Below are 16,123 nucleotides of genomic sequence, written 5' to 3'. Positions count from 1 at the left end.
TCATGGTGTTTTCGCACTCCGTGCCTGCCCGGTTCAGGCTGTGATCGCCTGGCGCGCCATGGCGATACGGAAGCAGGTCTCGCCCGTCTCCATAGGATGATAAACCAGGTTGGCGTTGTTCAGCTCGCAGAGCTCCCGGCACAGGTACAGGCCCATGCCGCTGCCGCCCTTGCTGCGGCTGAAGAAAGGCTCGAACAGGCGCGCCTCGTCTTCCGGGGCCACCCCGTCACCGCTGTCGAGCACGTCCAGCAGGACCTGCGTCCCCGTGGCGTCGGCGCGAGCATAAAGGCGGCACTCCCGCCGGCCGGTCTTCTCCGCCGCGTGGCGCAACGCATTGTCGATGAGGTTGTTGAGCACCCGCTCGAGGTTCTCCGGGTCGAACTCCACCCGCAGGCCGGGCGCGGCATCCAGGGCGACGCGCGGAGCCGGTTGGCTGGCCGCCCGGTAGCGATCGAGGTATCCGGGGAGCCAGTCCGTCAGCGTCAGAAGTTCGGGCCTGGGCGGTTCCCGCCGGGAGATCTGCAGTACGCTCTCGACGATCTCGTTCACACGCTGGCTGTTGGTGGTGATGATACCGAGAAGCCGGCGGTCGCCCGCATCGGCCTGCGGCGACTCGTCGAGGAGCTGGGCGGCGTGGCTGATAGCCCCTAGCGGGTTGCGGATCTCGTGGGCGATGGACGCCGTCAGCCGCCCCAGCGAGCCGAGTTTCAGCGACTGGGCATGCTGGGCCACCGGGCTGTAGTCCTCGAGGAAAACGAGGGTCTGGGCGTCCGCGTCGCCGTTGTCGAGGCGCCGGAACCTGGGCACCAGTTCCAGCCCCTCCGGGTGGATGCGGAAGGGCCCGCGGGCCTGGATGCCCGTAGCGCGGAAATCGCGCAGGCGCCGGCAGAGCTCGGCGCTGTACTCGTCCAGGTCCCGGCCCTGTTCCATGGCGGCGGGCCGGTCCGGCATCAGCATGGCGGAGGCGGCCTGGTTCATGATCCGCACCCGCTCCTCGGGGTCGACGAGGAGGATGCCCGCCTGCATGGACTGCACGATCTGCTCGTTCAGGCGCTGCAGCGTGTACAGGTCGGAGGTGCGCGCCTGGGCGAGCGCCTCGGCGCGGCCCAGGCGCGCGGCGATGATCTGCACCAGCGTCGATACCGCGAACAGGAGCAGGCCCAGCAGGCCGGCCGGGAACAGATCGGCAATACCCAGGTGGCCGAGGGAGATCAGCCGGATCGTATCCGAGAGCACGGCGAGCACGGCCAGCGCGGCAACGAGAGTGGCGAGCGTGCGGTTGCTGATCAACACCGCGCTCGCGGCCGCCGCGATCGCCAGCAGCAGCGGCAGGCCGCTGCTCATGCCACCGCTGGCATCGGCGAGGGTGATGATCGCCATGATGTCGAAGGCGAAAAGCAGTACCAGGAAGGTATTGCTGCGCTGCCACTGGCGCCGCACCGTGAGCAGCAGGAGGAGGCACGAGGCCAGGAACACGAGCGCCGTGCCGAGATACTGCAGCGGGTTCAGCGCCCCCACGAGCTGGCTGGTGGTCGGGATCACCAGCAGGAGCAGGAAGACCACGGCGAGCAGGGCCCGGTACGCCAGGTAAATGCGATACAGCACCCGGTTCTGGGGCGGAGTGTTCGGGCTGGGCCTGACGAGGATCGAGGGGCTGCTCACGGTCGCATCCAGGGTTGCATAGCGGGTCGCGTCTGCGCTGCCAGTGTAGCAGCAGCGCTCCCGGTGCTGTTCACGGCGCCGCCGTGCACTGGCCAGCGGCGGCGCTTTGCCGGAGAATACCGGGCCTTCAGCCCCTTGTCCCCGGTAATGCCATGGCAACACTCGACATTCTGATGGCCCAGGTCAATACGCGCGTCGGCGATTTCGAGGGCAATGCCGACCGGGTGCTCGCCGTGGCCCGCCGGGCCGTCGCCGAGAAGCGCGAGCCGGTGATCGTGTTCCCGGAGCTCACCCTCTCCGGGTATCCGCCGGAGGACCTGCTGCTGCGTCCCAGCCTGGAGGGGCGGGTTCAGCGTGCCCTCGGCCGCTTGCGCCGCGAGCTGCCGGCCGAGGCGATGGTGGTACTCGGCTACCCCCGGCGCGTGGATGGCCGTCTCTATAACATGGCGGGCGTTCTCCGCGGCGGTGAGCTGGTGGCTGAATACGCCAAGCGCTGCCTGCCGAATTACCAGGTCTTCGACGAGAAACGCTATTTCGCGCAGGGAAGCAGTCCGGGGGTCCTGGAAATCGCCGGGGTTCCCGTCGCGCTGTCGGTGTGCGAGGACATCTGGGAAGAGGCCCCGATCCTCGACAGTGCCGCCGCCGGGGCGCGCCTGCTCCTCAACCTGAACGCCTCGCCCTTTCATCGCGGCAAGCAGCGGGAGCGCCTGGAGGTCGTGGGTGCGCGAGCGCGCACCGCGGGTATCCCGGTGGTCTACGTCAACCAGGTCGGCGGCCAGGACGAACTGGTGTTCGATGGCGGCTCCTTCGCGGTGGCGGCCACGGGCGAGGTGATGGCGAGCGCGCCGGGCTTCCGCGAGGCGGAGACCTGGGTCCGGGTCAGCCTCGACGACGGGGGACATGCGTCCCTCGATGGCACCACGGCGGAGCCGCTGGACGACCTGCCGGCGACCTGGGAAGCGCTGGTTCTGGGCGTTCGCGACTACGTGCAGAAGAACGGCTTCCCCCGCGTGGTGCTGGGGCTCTCCGGGGGTGTCGACTCGGCCCTGACCCTCGCGGTCGCCGTCGAAGCCCTGGGGGCGGAGCGGGTGGAGGCGGTCATGATGCCGTTCCGCTACACCTCGAGCATGAGCGTCGAGGATGCCGCTGAGCAGAGCCGGCTCCTCGGCGTGCGCCACTCGGTGATTTCCATCGAGGGTGCCTACAACGCGTTCATGGAGGCGCTCGCTCCGCACTTCGAGGGCCTGCCAGCGGACACGACCGAAGAGAACCTGCAGGCGCGCTGCCGCGGGGTGCTGCTCATGTCCCTGTCCAACAAGAGCGGTGCGCTGGTGCTCACCACCGGCAACAAGAGCGAGCTCGCCGTGGGCTACTCCACGCTCTACGGTGACATGGCCGGCGGCTTCGATGTGCTCAAGGATGTACCGAAGACGCTGGTCTACGCGCTGTGCCGCTACCGCAACAGGCTCGGCCCGTGCATCCCCGAGCGGGTGATCGACCGGCCGCCTTCGGCGGAGCTCGCGCCCGATCAGCGCGACGACGACAGCCTGCCGCCGTATCCTGTGCTCGACGACATCCTGGAGCGCTACGTGGAACGCGACGAGAGCGCCGAGGCGATCATCGCCGCGGGCCTGCCCCGGGAGCAGGTGGAGCGGGTGGTGAAGCTGGTGGATCGCAACGAGTACAAGCGCCGCCAGGCGCCCATCGGCGTGCGCATCACGCGCCGGGGCTTCGGCCGCGACCGGCGCTACCCGATCACCTCGGCCTGGCTGCCGGGCGACTGATGCTGGGCGCTAGCCCTGCTGCGGGCGATAATCGAACTGCGGCGGCTTCGGTGGATCGAAGAGGCCGAAGGAGAGCTTGTTGATCCAGGAGCGCTGCTGTCCCTCAAGGGTATAGCTGGTCTTGAATTCGCCGTTCTTGTCGAGGGCCGGATACTCCGGATAGTTGGTGCGCAGCACCTCGATGGCCTCCCGGGCGAGGTCGTCCATACCCAGGTAGATGTACCCCTGGGCCATCACCGCCAGCCCGTCCGGCACCGCCGGCGTGCGCTGGAAGTTCTCGACGACGTAGCGGCCCCGGTTGGCGGCGGCGAGGTAGGCGCCGCGGCGGATGTAGTAGTTGGCCACGTTGATCTCGTGCCGCGCCAGGAGATTGCGCAGGTAGACCATGCGCGCCTTGGCGTCCGCGGCATAGGGGCTGTCCGGATAGCGCGAGAGGAGCTGTGCGAACTCGGCGAAGGCCTCCTTGGCCCGGGAGACATCGCGCTTGGTTTCATCCATGGGGATGAAGCGTGAGAGGAAGTCCCGCTCCGAGTTCACGGCCGCCAGGCCTTTCAGGTAATAGGCGTAGTCGACGTTCGGGTGCTGCGGGTGCAGGCGGATGAAGCGATCCGCGGCCTCTACGGCGGCCTCGTACTCGTAGGCACCATAGTGGGCGTAGATGATCTCGAGCTGCGCCTGCTCCGCGTACTTGCCGAACGGGTAGCGCGATTCCAGCGCCTGCAGGCTGCGCACGGCCAGGTCGTAGTTGCGGTTGTTCAGGTAGCGCTGGGCCTGGTCGTAGATCTGCTGCTCGCCGCTGTCAGCGGCGATATCCGGCATGTCGTCGTTGCCGGAGCAGGCGGTCAGCAGGACCGCCAGGCACAGGGCCGCGGCGCGGCGCAGGGCGCGGGCGGTAGCGGAAGTGTGGCGGGGGCTGCTCACCGGTGCGTGGTACCATGCTGCGTGCGGGCCGCTATTTAAGCATAGACGCTGCACTGCTTAAACAGCGGCGGTGGTGGCAGGGAAGCGCGGAAGAGAATAGCGGAAGGTAACAGCGGAAGGGATATGCCGGAACGCATCGAGCTGTCGGCGACAGTGGGGCAGAGCGAGGCGGGGGAACGCCTCGACCAGGCCGCCGCACGCCTGTTCCCCGACTACTCCCGGGCCCGGCTTCAGGGATGGATCAAGGCCGGTGAACTTCGCGTGGACGGGGAGCAGCGCCGCCCACGGGACCGGGTCGCCGCGGGTGAGGTGCTGACCGTCGCCGCGGAACAGGCCGAGGCGGTCAGCTGGGCCCCGCAGGCCATCGCCCTCGACATCATCCACGAGGACGAGCACATCATCGTCATCGACAAACCGGCGGGGCTGGTGGTGCATCCGGCGGCCGGCCACGGTGATGGCACCCTCGTCAATGCGCTCCTCGCCCATGCCCCGGGCATGGCGTCGCTGCCCCGCGGCGGCATCGTCCACCGCCTCGACAAGGACACCTCCGGCCTGCTCGTGGCCGCCAAGACCCTGCCGGCGCATCGCTCCCTCGTGGAACAGCTCCAGGCCCGCAGCGTAGGGCGGGAGTATCTCGCTCTGTGTTTCGGCGCCCTGACCGGCGGCGGCACCGTTGATGCACCCATCGGTCGCCACCCGCGGCAGCGCAAGAAGATGGCGGTGGTGAACCATGGCGGCAAGACCGCGGTGACCCACTACCGTATCGCGGAGCGTTTCCGCCACTACACGCTGCTGCGGGTCAAGCTGGAGACCGGCCGCACGCACCAGATCCGGGTCCACCTCGCCCACCGGCATCATCCCCTGGTCGGTGACCCGGTCTACGGGGGCCGTCTGCGCCTCCCCGCGGGCGCCAGCGAAACCCTCATCGAGGCCCTCCGCGGGTTCCGCCGCCAGGCCCTGCACGCCCGGGCCCTCGAGCTCCTGCACCCGGCAACGGGCGAAGCCATGGCCTTCGAATGCCCGCTCGCGGCGGATTTCGCCGATCTGCTCGCCGTCCTGCGCCGCGAAGACCCGGCGAAGGCAAGAAAGGGCGCCTGAGCCGTGGCTGTCGAGCAGCCGGCCTGGTCGCTGCCGCCGGGCGTTTCAGCCCTCACCAGTACCCGTGACGGCGGCGAAAGCGCGGCGCCCTACGGCAGTTTCAACCTGGCCCGGCACGTCGGCGACGACCCGGCAGCGGTCGACCGCAACCGTGCGCGCCTGGCCGCGGCGCTCCCCGACGGCGCGTCGGTGCGCTGGCTGCGCCAGGTGCACGGCACCCGGGTGCTCGCCGACGATGACGACACGAGTGAACCCGCGGATGCCGCGGTCAGCCGCCGGCCCGGCGTTGCCTGTGCCATCCTCACGGCGGACTGCCTTCCCGTGCTGTTCTGCAGCGCGGACGGCGAGGTCGTCGCGGCGGCGCACGCCGGCTGGCGTGGCCTGGCGGACGGCGTCCTCGAGGCGACGATCGCCGCCATGGCAGTCGACCCCGGTGAGATCACCGCCTGGCTCGGCCCGGCCATCGGCCCGCGGGCCTTCGAGGTCGGCCCCGAGGTGCGCGAGGCCTTCGCCGCCCGGTGGAACGGGGACGCGGCGGCGCTGGACGCGGCCTTCCGCCCCGGGCGCGAGGACCGGCTGCATGCCGATCTGCACGCCCTGGCCGGCGCGTACCTCGAGGCAGCGGGCGTCAGCGCGTGCGCGCGGGATCCGCGCTGCACGGCGAGTGACCCGGGCCGGTTCTATTCCTTCCGGAGCGAAGGCGAAACCGGTCGTATGGTTTCCTTGATTCTCATCAACCCCTGAGCCTCCCGCACCGCCCGCGGCGTTGAAAAAGGTCATTTCCGGCCCAATATCTCCCGTAACGAATAGATCGTCGTCCGCAACAAGGGCGACACGGGAGACAACGCTATGCGAATGGACAAGCTTACGAACCAGCTGCAGAACGCGCTGGCCGATGCCCAGTCCCTGGCCCTGGGCCGGGACAACAACTTCATCGAGCCGTTGCACCTGCTCGCCGCCCTGCTCGACCAGCAGGGGGGCTCCACGCGGCCGCTGCTGCAAAAGGCAGGTGCCGACGTGGCCCGCCTGAAAGAGGCTGTACAGGCCGGCCTCGCGGCGCTGCCGAAGGTATCCGGGAGCGGCGGAGACATCCACATCTCCAACGGCCTCGGGCGCATCCTCAACCTGACCGACAAGCTGGCGCAGCAGGGCGGCGATGCCTACATCTCCACGGAGCTCGTGCTGCGGGCCATGCTGGAGAGCGACAGCGACGCCGGAAAGATGCTCCGGGACGCCGGCCTCAGCAAGGCCGCCCTGGAGCAGGCCATCGCCGCCGTGCGCGGCGGCCAGAGCGTCGACAACCCGGAGGCCGAAGAGTCCCGGCAGGCGCTCGACAAGTACACTATCGACCTCACCGAACGCGCCCGGGACGGCAAGCTCGATCCGGTCATCGGCCGCGACGACGAGATCCGCCGCACGATCCAGGTGCTGCAGCGCCGCACCAAGAACAACCCGGTGCTCATCGGCGAGCCGGGCGTGGGCAAGACCGCCATCGTCGAAGGCCTGGCCCAGCGCGTGGTCAACGGCGAGGTGCCCGAGGGTCTGCGCGACAAGCGCATTCTCTCCCTCGACCTCGGCGCGCTGCTCGCCGGGGCCAAGTTCCGTGGCGATTTCGAGGAGCGCCTGAAAGCCGTGCTCAACGAGCTGTCGAAGGAAGAGGGCCGGGTGATCCTGTTCATCGACGAGATTCATACCATGGTCGGTGCCGGCAAGGCCGAGGGCTCCATGGACGCCGGCAACATGCTGAAGCCCGCGCTGGCCCGCGGCGAGCTGCACTGCGTGGGCGCCACCACGCTGAACGAGTACCGCCAGTACGTGGAGAAAGACGCGGCGCTGGAGCGGCGCTTTCAGAAAGTGCTGGTGGATGAGCCCAGCGAGGAGGACACCATTGCCATCCTCCGCGGCCTCAAGGAGCGCTACGAAGTGCACCACGGGGTCGACATCACGGACGGCGCCATCATCGCCGCGGCCAAGCTGTCGCAGCGCTACATCACCGACCGCCAGCTGCCGGACAAGGCCATCGACCTGGTGGACGAGGCCGCCAGCCGCATCCGCATGGAGATCGACTCCAAGCCGGAGGCCATGGACCGCCTCGAGCGACGGCTGATCCAGCTCAAGATCGAGCGCGAGGCGGTCAAGAAGGACGACGACCCGGGCGCCGTGAAGCAGCTCGAGCTGCTGAACGAGCAGATCGACAAGGTCGAGAAGGAATATGCGGACCTCGAGGAGGTCTGGAAGGCCGAGAAGGCCTCCCTGCAGGGCGCCGCCCAGATCAAGGGTGAGATCGAGCAGGCAAAGATCGAGCTGGAGGCTGCCGGCCGCGCCGGCGACCTCGCCCGCATGTCCGAACTGCAGTACGGCAGGCTGCCCGAGCTCGAGAAACAGCTGGCGGCGGCCCAGGAGGCCGAGACCGCCGAACGCACGCTCCTGCGCAACAAGGTCACGGACGAGGAAGTGGCCGAGGTGGTCTCCCGCTGGACCGGCATCCCCGTGGCGAAAATGCTCGAGGGTGACCGGGAGAGGCTCCTGCGCATGGAGGCGGCCCTGCACGAGCGGGTCGTGGGGCAGGATGAGGCCGTCACGGCTGTGTCGAACGCCGTGCGCCGCTCCCGCGCCGGGCTCGCCGACCCGAACCGCCCGAACGGGTCTTTCCTGTTCCTCGGTCCTACGGGTGTGGGCAAGACCGAGCTGTGCAAGGCGCTGGCGGAGTTTCTTTTCGACAGCGAGCAGGCCATGGTGCGCATCGACATGTCCGAGTTCATGGAGAAGCACTCCGTGGCGCGCATGATCGGGGCGCCCCCGGGCTACGTGGGCTATGAGGAGGGGGGTTACCTCACCGAGGCGGTGCGCCGCCGGCCCTATTCGCTGCTGCTCCTCGACGAGGTGGAGAAGGCCCACCCCGACGTGTTCAACATCCTGTTGCAGGTGCTCGAGGACGGGCGCCTGACGGATGGCCAGGGCCGCACCGTGGACTTCCGCAACACGGTGATCGTGATGACGTCCAACCTTGGCTCGGACCTGATCCAGGAGATGGCCGGGGAGGAGAACTACGGCCGCATGAAAGCGTCGGTCATGGAGGTCGTCGGTCACCACTTCCGGCCGGAGTTCATCAACCGCATTGACGAGACCGTGGTCTTCCATCCGCTGGAGCAGTCGCAGATCCGCGGCATTGCCGGGATCCAGCTGGCGCACCTGCGAGAACGGCTCGCGGAGCGGGAGCTTTCTCTCGAGCTGTCCGATGCCTTCCTCGACAAGCTCGTCGCCGCGGGCTTCGACCCGGTCTACGGGGCACGGCCGCTCAAGCGGGCGATCCAGCAGGAGCTGGAGAATCCGCTGTCGCAGCGGATTCTCGCCGGGGATTTTGCGCCCGGCGACACGATCAGGGGCGAATACTCGGAAGAGAGCGGGGTGTCTTTCTCGACCGCCGCCGCTGACGCGGCCTGAGTCTGCTCAGGGTTCGCAGTGCGCCTCGATGGCCCGCAGGGCTTCCTGGCGCTGCGCTTCGCGCTCTTCGTCATCGAGGAAGCGCATCTCGCCGTCCTCGCCCTGCATGCGGATGCGGGCGGCGCTCTCCAGCGTCCTGAGGTTGGCTCGCGCCTGAGCACACAGCTCGGGGTCCGGCGGCGGGGAACTGCTCGGTGTGGCGGCCTGGGCTCCGCCCTCCTCGCGCGCCGCGGCCGTGCCGCTGCCGGCTCCCGGGGTGCTGACGGCACTGCCCTCGTCGGCCGCAGGCGGCCGGCGAAGCGAGCCGTCCGGCCCGACGGTCTCGAACTCGATACTGCTGTCCGCCGGCGGACGATCGCTCATGACCAGGTTGCCCTGGTCGTCTTTCCAGCGGTAGTAGGTGCTGGACGCGGCCGTCGCCGGCATCGCCAGCAGCACTGCCAGCACTGCAATGAGGGTTGCGCTACAAGATTGCCTGATCACTGTCTGCTCCCGCCACCGACCCTGGAAAGAAAGCCACTGGAAGGAAAATAGCTCACTTCGCTATCGCCCTGCAATTTACCTGTCCGGGCAGTTTCAGCCGCAGGCGGCATTATTGGCCATTGACAGGGCGTGCGACGCGATGGACACTCCCGCCTGTCGTGCAAGTGGCAACGGCTAGCGCCGGGTACCCCCGGCCTCTGGCCCACTGCGCCAACGGTACAGTTGGTTCAGCTGCTCGCATGTCCCGTTAGACGGTGCTGCCGCATGGGCAGGCGCCGTGGGTCCGACACTGCGCTACCCCGCAGGGCGACACGCACGGGTTCTCGTGATTGTCATTCCCCCCTCTGGCGAGTAGGCGCGGTCGTTGCGCCCGGCGGGAGTGGCACTCAGCTGCCGGTGTTCTGCCGGCGCCTGTTCAGCCACACACTTCAGGCATGCACTGGTTGGCGAGGGGTACGCGCCGGCCCGAGGCTGAGCAGGAGTGAAAACCATGGATCAGAAGGCCGTGGAGCTGTTATCGGGCGGCGAGATGATCGCCCAGGCCCTCGAGGACGAGGGCGTCGAATTTATCTTCGGGTACCCTGGCGGCGCCGTACTGCACATCTACGACGCGCTGTTCAAGACCAACAAGACCCCCCACGTCTTGGTGCGCCACGAACAGGCCGCCACCCATGCCGCCGATGGCTATGCCCGCGCCACCGGCAAGCCCGGCGTGGTCCTGGTGACCTCCGGCCCGGGGGCGACCAATGCCATCACCGGCATCGCCACGGCCTATATGGATTCCATCCCCATGGTGGTGTTCTCCGGGCAGGTGGCCAGCCACCTGATCGGCGAGGATGCCTTCCAGGAGACCGACATGGTCGGTATCTCCCGGCCGATCGTGAAGCACAGTTTCATGATCAAGCACGCCCGGGAATTGCCGGAGACCATCAAGAAGGCCTTCACCCTGGCGACCACCGGCCGCCCCGGCCCGGTGGTCATCGATATTCCCAAGGACGTCACCCGTCCGGACGAGAAGTTCGAGTACCGCTACCCGGAGAGCGTCCGCATGCGCTCCTACCAGCCCTCGCAGAAGGGCCACTCCGGGCAGATCCGCAAGGCGGCGAAACTGCTGCTGTCGGCGAAGCGGCCGATGATCTACAGCGGCGGCGGGGTCATCCTCGGCGAGGGCAGCGAGGAACTGATCGCCCTCGCGCGGCACCTCAATTACCCGGTCACCAACACGCTCATGGGCCTCGGCGCCTACCCGGGCACGGACCGGCAGTTTCTCGGCATGCTGGGCATGCATGGCTTCTACGAGGCCAACATGGCCATGCACAATTCGGATGTGATCCTCGCCGTCGGCGCGCGTTTCGACGACCGGGTGACCAACACCGTCAGCAAGTTCTGCCCGGGCGCGCGGATCATCCACATCGACATCGACCCGGCCTCCATCTCCAAGACCGTCAGCGCCCACATCCCCATTGTCGGGCCCGTAAAGGCGGTGCTCGCGGATCTCCTCGAGCAGGTGAAGAGTACCCAGGGCAAGGCCGACGAAACGCTGCCGGAACCCGGCGCCCTCGAGCGCTGGTGGGCCCAGATCGAGGAGTGGCGCGGCAAGCACGGCCTGCTCACCGGCCGCCGTTACGGCGAGAGCGAGCACATCATGCCGCAGGACGTGATCCGCAGCCTCTACCGGGCGACCAACGGCGAGGCCTACGTCACCTCTGACGTCGGCCAGCACCAGATGTTTGCGGCGCAATACTACCCCTTCGACAAGCCCCGGCGCTGGATCAACTCCGGGGGCCTCGGCACCATGGGCTTCGGCCTGCCGGCCGCCATGGGCGTGAAGCTCGCCTTCCCTGAGGCGGAGGTGGCCTGCGTGACCGGCGAGGGCAGCATCCAGATGAACATCCAGGAGCTGTCCACCTGCCGCCAGTACAACACGCCGATCAAGATCGTGAACCTGCGCAACAATTACCTCGGCATGGTCAAGCAGTGGCAGGACATGCAGTACGAGGGGCGCTACGCCATGAGTACCTACGAGGACTCCCTGCCGGACTTCATGAAGCTGGTGGAGTCCTACGGCCACGTCGGCATCACGGTCCGCGACAAGAACGACCTCGATGCCGCCATGGACGAGGCCTTTGCGCTGCGCGACCGCCTGGTGTTCCTCGATGTCTACGTGGACCCCATGGAACACGTCTACCCCATGCACGTGGCGCCGAACGGCTCCATGAAGGACATGTGGCTGAGCAAGAACGAGAGGAGCTGACATGCGCCGTATCATTGCCATCCTGATGGAAAACGAACCCGGCGCCCTCTCGCGCGTGGTCGGCCTGTTCTCGCAGCGCGGCTACAACATCGAGACGCTGAACGTGGCGCCGACGGACGACGCCACGCTGTCCCGGCTGACGCTGACCACCATCGGTGACGATCATCACATGGAGCAGATCACCAAGCACCTGAACCGCCTGGTGGACGTGGTCAAGATCGTCGACCTCACCGAGGGGGCTCACATCGAGCGTGATCTCATGCTGATCAAGGTGCGCGCCGCGGGCACGGACCGCGACGAGCTCAAGCGCACGACGGATATCTTCCGCGGCCAGATCGTGGACGTGGCCCCGTCGAGCTACACGATCCAGCTCGTGGGCACCACGGAGAAGCTCGACGCCTTTGTCGCTGCCGTGGCGGACCTGCAGATACTGGAGGTCGTGCGGTCCGGGGTGGCGGGGGTTGCCCGGGGGGAGAAGGTGCTTAGGCCCTGAAGCGAAAGTTAGAGCTTATTCGGCCCTGGCTACGGGAGTCGGTGCGGTGGTTTTGGCAGGGAGCCCGGGACGGCTGGTACCGCTTCCCGGGTCATTCAGGCCGTGCTTTGGGTCAAACCCCGGGGCGGGGCTTTCCGCGAGGACTGTCCGAGTCCCGAGAAATCGCGAAGCGATTTCCGGTCGAGTTCCGCAGCGGCCGCCCCGGGGTTTGACCCAACGGCCCGCCCGGGAAGCGGTACCAGCCGTCCCGGGCGGGGTTGGCAGGGCGACACCCCCTTACCCGGTGCTGCCTCAGCCTTAATCGTGCACTACCCGCTTCAGCGGATGCTCTTCATTGCGGTCATGTAACCGCGTAGCGTCTTGCCGACGATCTCTACCGGGTGCGAGCGGATGGCTTCATTGACCGCGATGAGCTCGCGGTTGTCGACGCCGCTGTCGCCGCCCATGCCCGTGCCGATCACGTCGGTCTCAACGCTCGCCATGAAGTCCGCCAGCAGCGGGCGGCAGGCGTGGTCGAAGAGGTAGCAGCCGTACTCGGCGGTGTCGGAGATCACCACGTTCATCTCGTAGAGCTTCTTGCGCGCGATCAGGTTGGCGATCAGCGGCGTCTCGTGCAGGGACTCGTAGTAGGCAGACTCGTCGATGATGCCCGCCGAGGTCATGACCTCGAAGGCGAGCTCCACGCCGGCCTTGACCATGGCGACCATGAGGATGCCGTTGTCGTAGTACTCCTGCTCGGTGATTTCCGTTGCCGTGTTGTCCGTCTTCTCGAACGCGGTGTCCTGGGTGGCCGCGCGCCAGGCCAGGAGGTTGGAATCATCGTTGGCCCAGTCCTCCATCATGGTGGAGGAGAAAACGCCGCTCATGATGTCGTCCTGGTGCTTCTCGTAGAGCGGACGCATGATGTCCTTCAGTTCCTCGGCGAGGTGGAAGGCGCGGAGCTTCGCCGGGTTGGCCAGGCGGTCCATCATGTTGGTGATGCCGCCGTGCTTCAGCCCCTCGGTGATGGTCTCCCAGCCGTACTGCACCAGCTTGGCCGCGTAGCCCGGGTCCACACCTTTCTCGACCATGCGGTCGAAGCAGAGGATGGAGCCGGTCTGGAGCATGCCGCAGAGGATGGTCTGCTCGCCCATGAGGTCGGACTTCACCTCGGCGATGAAGGACGACTCGAGCACGCCGGCACGGTGGCCGCCGGTGCCGGCCGCGTAGGCCTTGGCCAGGGTCAGGCCCTCGCCCTTCGGGTCGTTCTCCTTGTGCACGGCGATGAGCGTCGGCACGCCGAAGCCGCGCTTGTACTCCTCCCGCACCTCGGTGCCCGGGCACTTCGGTGCGACCATAATCACGGTGAGGTCGTCGCGGATCTGCATGCCCTCCTCGACGATGTTGAAGCCGTGGGAGTAGGACAGGCAGGCGCCTTCTTTCATGAGCGGCATGACCTCGGACACGACAGCGCTGTGCTGCTTGTCGGGGGTGAGGTTCAGCACGAGGTCCGCCTGCGGGATCAGCTCCTCGTAGGTGCCCACCGCGAAGCCGTTGCCGGTGGCGTTCTTCCAGGACTGGCGCTGCTCCTCGATCGCGCCCCGGCGCAGGGCGTAGGAGACGTCGAGTCCGCTGTCGCGCAGGTTGAGGCCCTGGTTCAGGCCCTGGGCGCCGCAGCCGACGATGACCAGCTTCTTGCCGCGCAGCGGCTCGACGCCGTCGGCGAATTCCTCGCGTGCCATGAAGCGGCACTTGCCCAGTTGCTGCAGCTGCTCGCGCAGCGGCAGGCTGTTGAAGTAGTTCTGTGCCATGGGGTTCCTCCTGTAATGACGCCGGCAGGATACGCCGGTGGCAAAATTGCGTAAAACGCTATCTTTGCGAAGCTGTATTGCGTATAACGCAACACATGGATACCCGGAGCCAGCGCGTTTTCCTGTCGGTCTGCTCGACACTCAATTTCACCCGGAGCGCCGAGGCGCTGCACCTGTCCGTGTCGGCCGTGAGCCGGACGATCCAGCGCCTGGAGGAGGACCTGGGCCGGCCGCTGCTGGAGCGGGACCAGCGCAGCATGCGCCTCACGGCCGCCGGGCGCGCGCTGCGCGACCATGCACAGCGCTCGCTGGCGGACTGGCAGGCGCTGCGCCGGGAGCTTTCCAGCGAGAGTGAGCTGACCGGTGAGGTGAGTCTTTTCTGCTCGGTGACCGCGTCCTGGAGCATTCTCTCACCGGTCCTGGAACGCTTCCGCGATGCCTACCCCGGCATCGATCTCATGCTGCACACCGGGGACCAGGCGGACGGCCTTGCCCGGGTCGGGGAGGGCAGGGACGATGTCGCGGTAACGCTGCGCCCGGAGCACCTGCCGTCACGCCTCGATTTTCTCGCCCTCGCGCGCAGCCCGCTGTGCCTTTGCATCCCCACGGCGGATTGCGCCGTGCGCCGCCAGCTGGCCGTCGCGGCGGCGCGCAGCGGGGCCATCGACTGGGACCGCGTGCCCTTCATCGTGCCGGAGCGCGGAGTGACCAAGGTGCTCATCGAGCGCTGGTTCGCCGCCCAGGGAATCCGCCGCCCACGCCTCTATGCGCAGGTGGCGGGCCATGAGGCCATCGTCGCCATGGTCGCCCTGGGCCTGGGGGTGGGCTTTGCGCCGGAGATCGTCATGCAGAGCGGCGGGCTGGCGGGCGGCGTAGAGGCCCTGCCGCTCAAGGAACCGCTGCCGGAACTGCTCATCGGCCTGGTAGCGCTCGCCTCGCGCCTCGACAATCCGCCGATCCAGGCCCTGCGCGAGGTTGCCGCGCGCACTTACCCGGGCCCGATTTGATATCATCGGCGCCCCACCTCGCTGGAGGACCAGCGATGAACGACTACAACCCGGAGCGGGAGGGCGCCGAGCCCACGCAGTTGCCGGAGGACGAGGCGACGGCCCAGGCCAGCCGGGTGACCGCCGGCCTCGACCTGCTCGTGGACGACCACGAGGAGGAGGTTTCCGAAAACGGCCGCACGGTCAAGCGCCGCGGCGTCTACCTCCTGCCCAACCTGTTCACCACGGGTGCGCTGTTCTGCGGCTTCTATGCCGTGGTTGCCGCCCTGCGGGGAGACTTCGAGAGCGCGCCGATCGCCATTTTCTTCGCGCTCGTCTTCGACGGCCTCGACGGCCGTATTGCCCGCCTGACCAACACGGCCAGCAAGTTCGGCGGCGAGTACGACAGCCTTGCGGACATGGTCTCCTTCGGGGTTGCGCCGGCCCTGGTGGTGTTCAGCTGGGCCCTCGGCGACCTCGGCAAGCTGGGCTGGAGCGCCGCGTTCATCTACGTGGCCTGCGCGGCGCTGCGCCTTGCGCGCTTCAACACACAGGTCGACAGTGCCGACAAGAACTTCTTCACGGGCCTCGCGAGCCCGGCGGCGGCCTGCATCATGGCCAGCACGGTGTGGGTCTGTCACGACCTGGGCTGGGTCGGCGATGCCCTGCCGGTGGAGGTGGCCGTCCTGGTCGCCCTGCTCACCGCCGTCACCGGCATCCTCATGGTGGCGAACTTTCCCTACTACAGCTTCAAGATGGTCGATCTCCACGGGCGCGTGCCGTTTGTCGTCATCCTCCTCGTCGTGCTCGGCTTCAGCCTGGTGACGGTGGACCCGCCGCGGGTTTTCCTGCTGGTTTTCCTGGCCTATGCGGCGTCCGGGCCGGTCATGCTCGTGCGCCGGCGCCGCTCCAGCAGGGGAGCCTGAAGGGCCCTTCGTAACCGCGCTGACATTTTTCTGAAAAATTTTCGTCAAAGCCCTTGCGGGGCATTCAGCCCTGCGTATAATGCGCGTCCTCGGTCAGGGGCACTGCCCACGACGAGACGTTCAGCCCGGCGCTGAACGCGTTGCTTAACAGACAGATGAAGACAGATGTGTGGGCACTTGTTGGATTGGTGGCTCACTCTCATCGGGCTTGCCCGGGGGAGTAAAGTTATCAGACACAAGTGACTCATCGATTCATTTATGAATCATTGATTCTGATGTGTC

At 67.5% G+C, this 16,123-nt stretch carries 12 protein-coding genes; 8 read left to right on the top strand and 4 right to left on the bottom strand.

The features are described from left to right. Nucleotides 1–33 precede the first annotated feature (33 nt). Complete coding sequence (locus RKE50_RS17050) at nucleotides 34–1,662, bottom strand: sensor histidine kinase (RefSeq protein WP_350038497.1); 1,629 nt, start codon at nucleotides 1,660–1,662, stop codon at nucleotides 34–36. A 152-nt stretch (nucleotides 1,663–1,814) separates the two neighbouring features. On the opposite strand from RKE50_RS17050, the gene RKE50_RS17045 reads away from it, so the two are divergent. Further along, on the top strand, nucleotides 1,815–3,446 hold the full coding sequence (locus RKE50_RS17045; protein WP_350038495.1) for an NAD+ synthase: 1,632 nt from the start codon (nucleotides 1,815–1,817) through the stop codon (nucleotides 3,444–3,446). A gap of 9 nt (nucleotides 3,447–3,455) precedes the next feature. Here the strand turns inward: RKE50_RS17045 and RKE50_RS17040 are convergent, their stop codons facing one another. Beyond that, the gene (locus RKE50_RS17040) at nucleotides 3,456–4,367 is read right to left on the bottom strand and encodes an outer membrane protein assembly factor BamD (protein WP_350038493.1); all 912 of its coding nucleotides are present in this window, start codon (nucleotides 4,365–4,367) and stop codon (nucleotides 3,456–3,458) included. A gap of 123 nt (nucleotides 4,368–4,490) precedes the next feature. Here RKE50_RS17040 and rluD point away from each other — a divergent pair, with 123 nt between their 5' ends. The 3 genes from rluD (at nucleotide 4,491) to clpB (ending at nucleotide 8,909) form a co-directional block, all read left to right on the top strand. Further along, the gene (rluD, locus tag RKE50_RS17035) at nucleotides 4,491–5,465 is read left to right on the top strand and encodes a 23S rRNA pseudouridine(1911/1915/1917) synthase RluD (RefSeq protein WP_350038491.1); all 975 of its coding nucleotides are present in this window, start codon (nucleotides 4,491–4,493) and stop codon (nucleotides 5,463–5,465) included. Between the two features lie 3 nt (nucleotides 5,466–5,468). Continuing rightward, complete coding sequence (gene pgeF, locus RKE50_RS17030) at nucleotides 5,469–6,209, top strand: peptidoglycan editing factor PgeF (protein WP_350038489.1); 741 nt, start codon at nucleotides 5,469–5,471, stop codon at nucleotides 6,207–6,209. A 105-nt stretch (nucleotides 6,210–6,314) separates the two neighbouring features. After that, nucleotides 6,315–8,909, top strand: a complete 2,595-nt coding sequence (gene clpB / locus RKE50_RS17025) for an ATP-dependent chaperone ClpB (RefSeq protein ID WP_350038487.1) — start codon at nucleotides 6,315–6,317, stop codon at nucleotides 8,907–8,909. A 6-nt stretch (nucleotides 8,910–8,915) separates the two neighbouring features. On the opposite strand, the gene RKE50_RS17020 is transcribed toward clpB, so the two are convergent. Then, nucleotides 8,916–9,392 carry a DUF4124 domain-containing protein gene (locus tag RKE50_RS17020; protein ID WP_350038485.1) on the bottom strand — a complete coding sequence of 159 codons (477 nt, stop codon included), beginning with the start codon at nucleotides 9,390–9,392 and terminating at the stop codon, nucleotides 8,916–8,918. 505 nt (nucleotides 9,393–9,897) lie between these two features. On the opposite strand from RKE50_RS17020, the gene RKE50_RS17015 reads away from it, so the two are divergent. Continuing rightward, nucleotides 9,898–11,646 (top strand): acetolactate synthase 3 large subunit, encoded by a 1,749-nt coding sequence (locus tag RKE50_RS17015; RefSeq protein ID WP_350039072.1) that lies wholly within the window; start codon nucleotides 9,898–9,900, stop codon nucleotides 11,644–11,646. A gap of 1 nt (nucleotide 11,647) precedes the next feature. Further along, the gene (gene ilvN / locus RKE50_RS17010) at nucleotides 11,648–12,139 is read left to right on the top strand and encodes an acetolactate synthase small subunit (RefSeq protein ID WP_350038483.1); all 492 of its coding nucleotides are present in this window, start codon (nucleotides 11,648–11,650) and stop codon (nucleotides 12,137–12,139) included. A gap of 317 nt (nucleotides 12,140–12,456) precedes the next feature. Here the strand turns inward: ilvN and ilvC are convergent, their stop codons facing one another. Continuing rightward, nucleotides 12,457–13,929, bottom strand: a complete 1,473-nt coding sequence (gene ilvC / locus RKE50_RS17005; RefSeq protein ID WP_350038481.1) for a ketol-acid reductoisomerase — start codon at nucleotides 13,927–13,929, stop codon at nucleotides 12,457–12,459. Between the two features lie 95 nt (nucleotides 13,930–14,024). Here ilvC and ilvY point away from each other — a divergent pair, with 95 nt between their 5' ends. Then, nucleotides 14,025–14,936, top strand: coding sequence for an HTH-type transcriptional activator IlvY (gene ilvY / locus RKE50_RS17000; protein ID WP_350038479.1), 912 nt, complete (start codon nucleotides 14,025–14,027; stop codon nucleotides 14,934–14,936). A gap of 35 nt (nucleotides 14,937–14,971) precedes the next feature. Next, entirely contained in the window at nucleotides 14,972–15,841 is an 870-nt protein-coding gene (gene pssA / locus RKE50_RS16995) for a CDP-diacylglycerol--serine O-phosphatidyltransferase (RefSeq protein ID WP_350038477.1), read from the top strand. The last annotated feature ends 282 nt before the right edge of the window (nucleotides 15,842–16,123 follow it).

Origin of the sequence: Pseudohaliea sp. (assembly GCF_040217025.1) — a bacterium.
GTDB lineage: Bacteria > Pseudomonadota > Gammaproteobacteria > Pseudomonadales > Halieaceae > Pseudohaliea.
This window is presented reverse-complemented; position numbering and strand designations above follow the sequence as displayed.

What these genes read in the sequence shown, in the direction of transcription:
- pssA (WP_350038477.1), top strand. Translation starts at nt 14,972, where the DNA reads ATGAACGACTACAACCCGGAGCGGGAGGGCGCCGAGCCCACGCAGTTG.
- ilvC (WP_350038481.1), bottom strand. Translation starts at nt 13,929, where the DNA reads ATGGCACAGAACTACTTCAACAGCCTGCCGCTGCGCGAGCAGCTGCAG.
- clpB (WP_350038487.1), top strand. Translation starts at nt 6,315, where the DNA reads ATGCGAATGGACAAGCTTACGAACCAGCTGCAGAACGCGCTGGCCGAT.
- ilvY (WP_350038479.1), top strand. Translation starts at nt 14,025, where the DNA reads ATGGATACCCGGAGCCAGCGCGTTTTCCTGTCGGTCTGCTCGACACTC.
- ilvN (WP_350038483.1), top strand. Translation starts at nt 11,648, where the DNA reads ATGCGCCGTATCATTGCCATCCTGATGGAAAACGAACCCGGCGCCCTC.
- RKE50_RS17045 (WP_350038495.1), top strand. Translation starts at nt 1,815, where the DNA reads ATGGCAACACTCGACATTCTGATGGCCCAGGTCAATACGCGCGTCGGC.
- rluD (WP_350038491.1), top strand. Translation starts at nt 4,491, where the DNA reads ATGCCGGAACGCATCGAGCTGTCGGCGACAGTGGGGCAGAGCGAGGCG.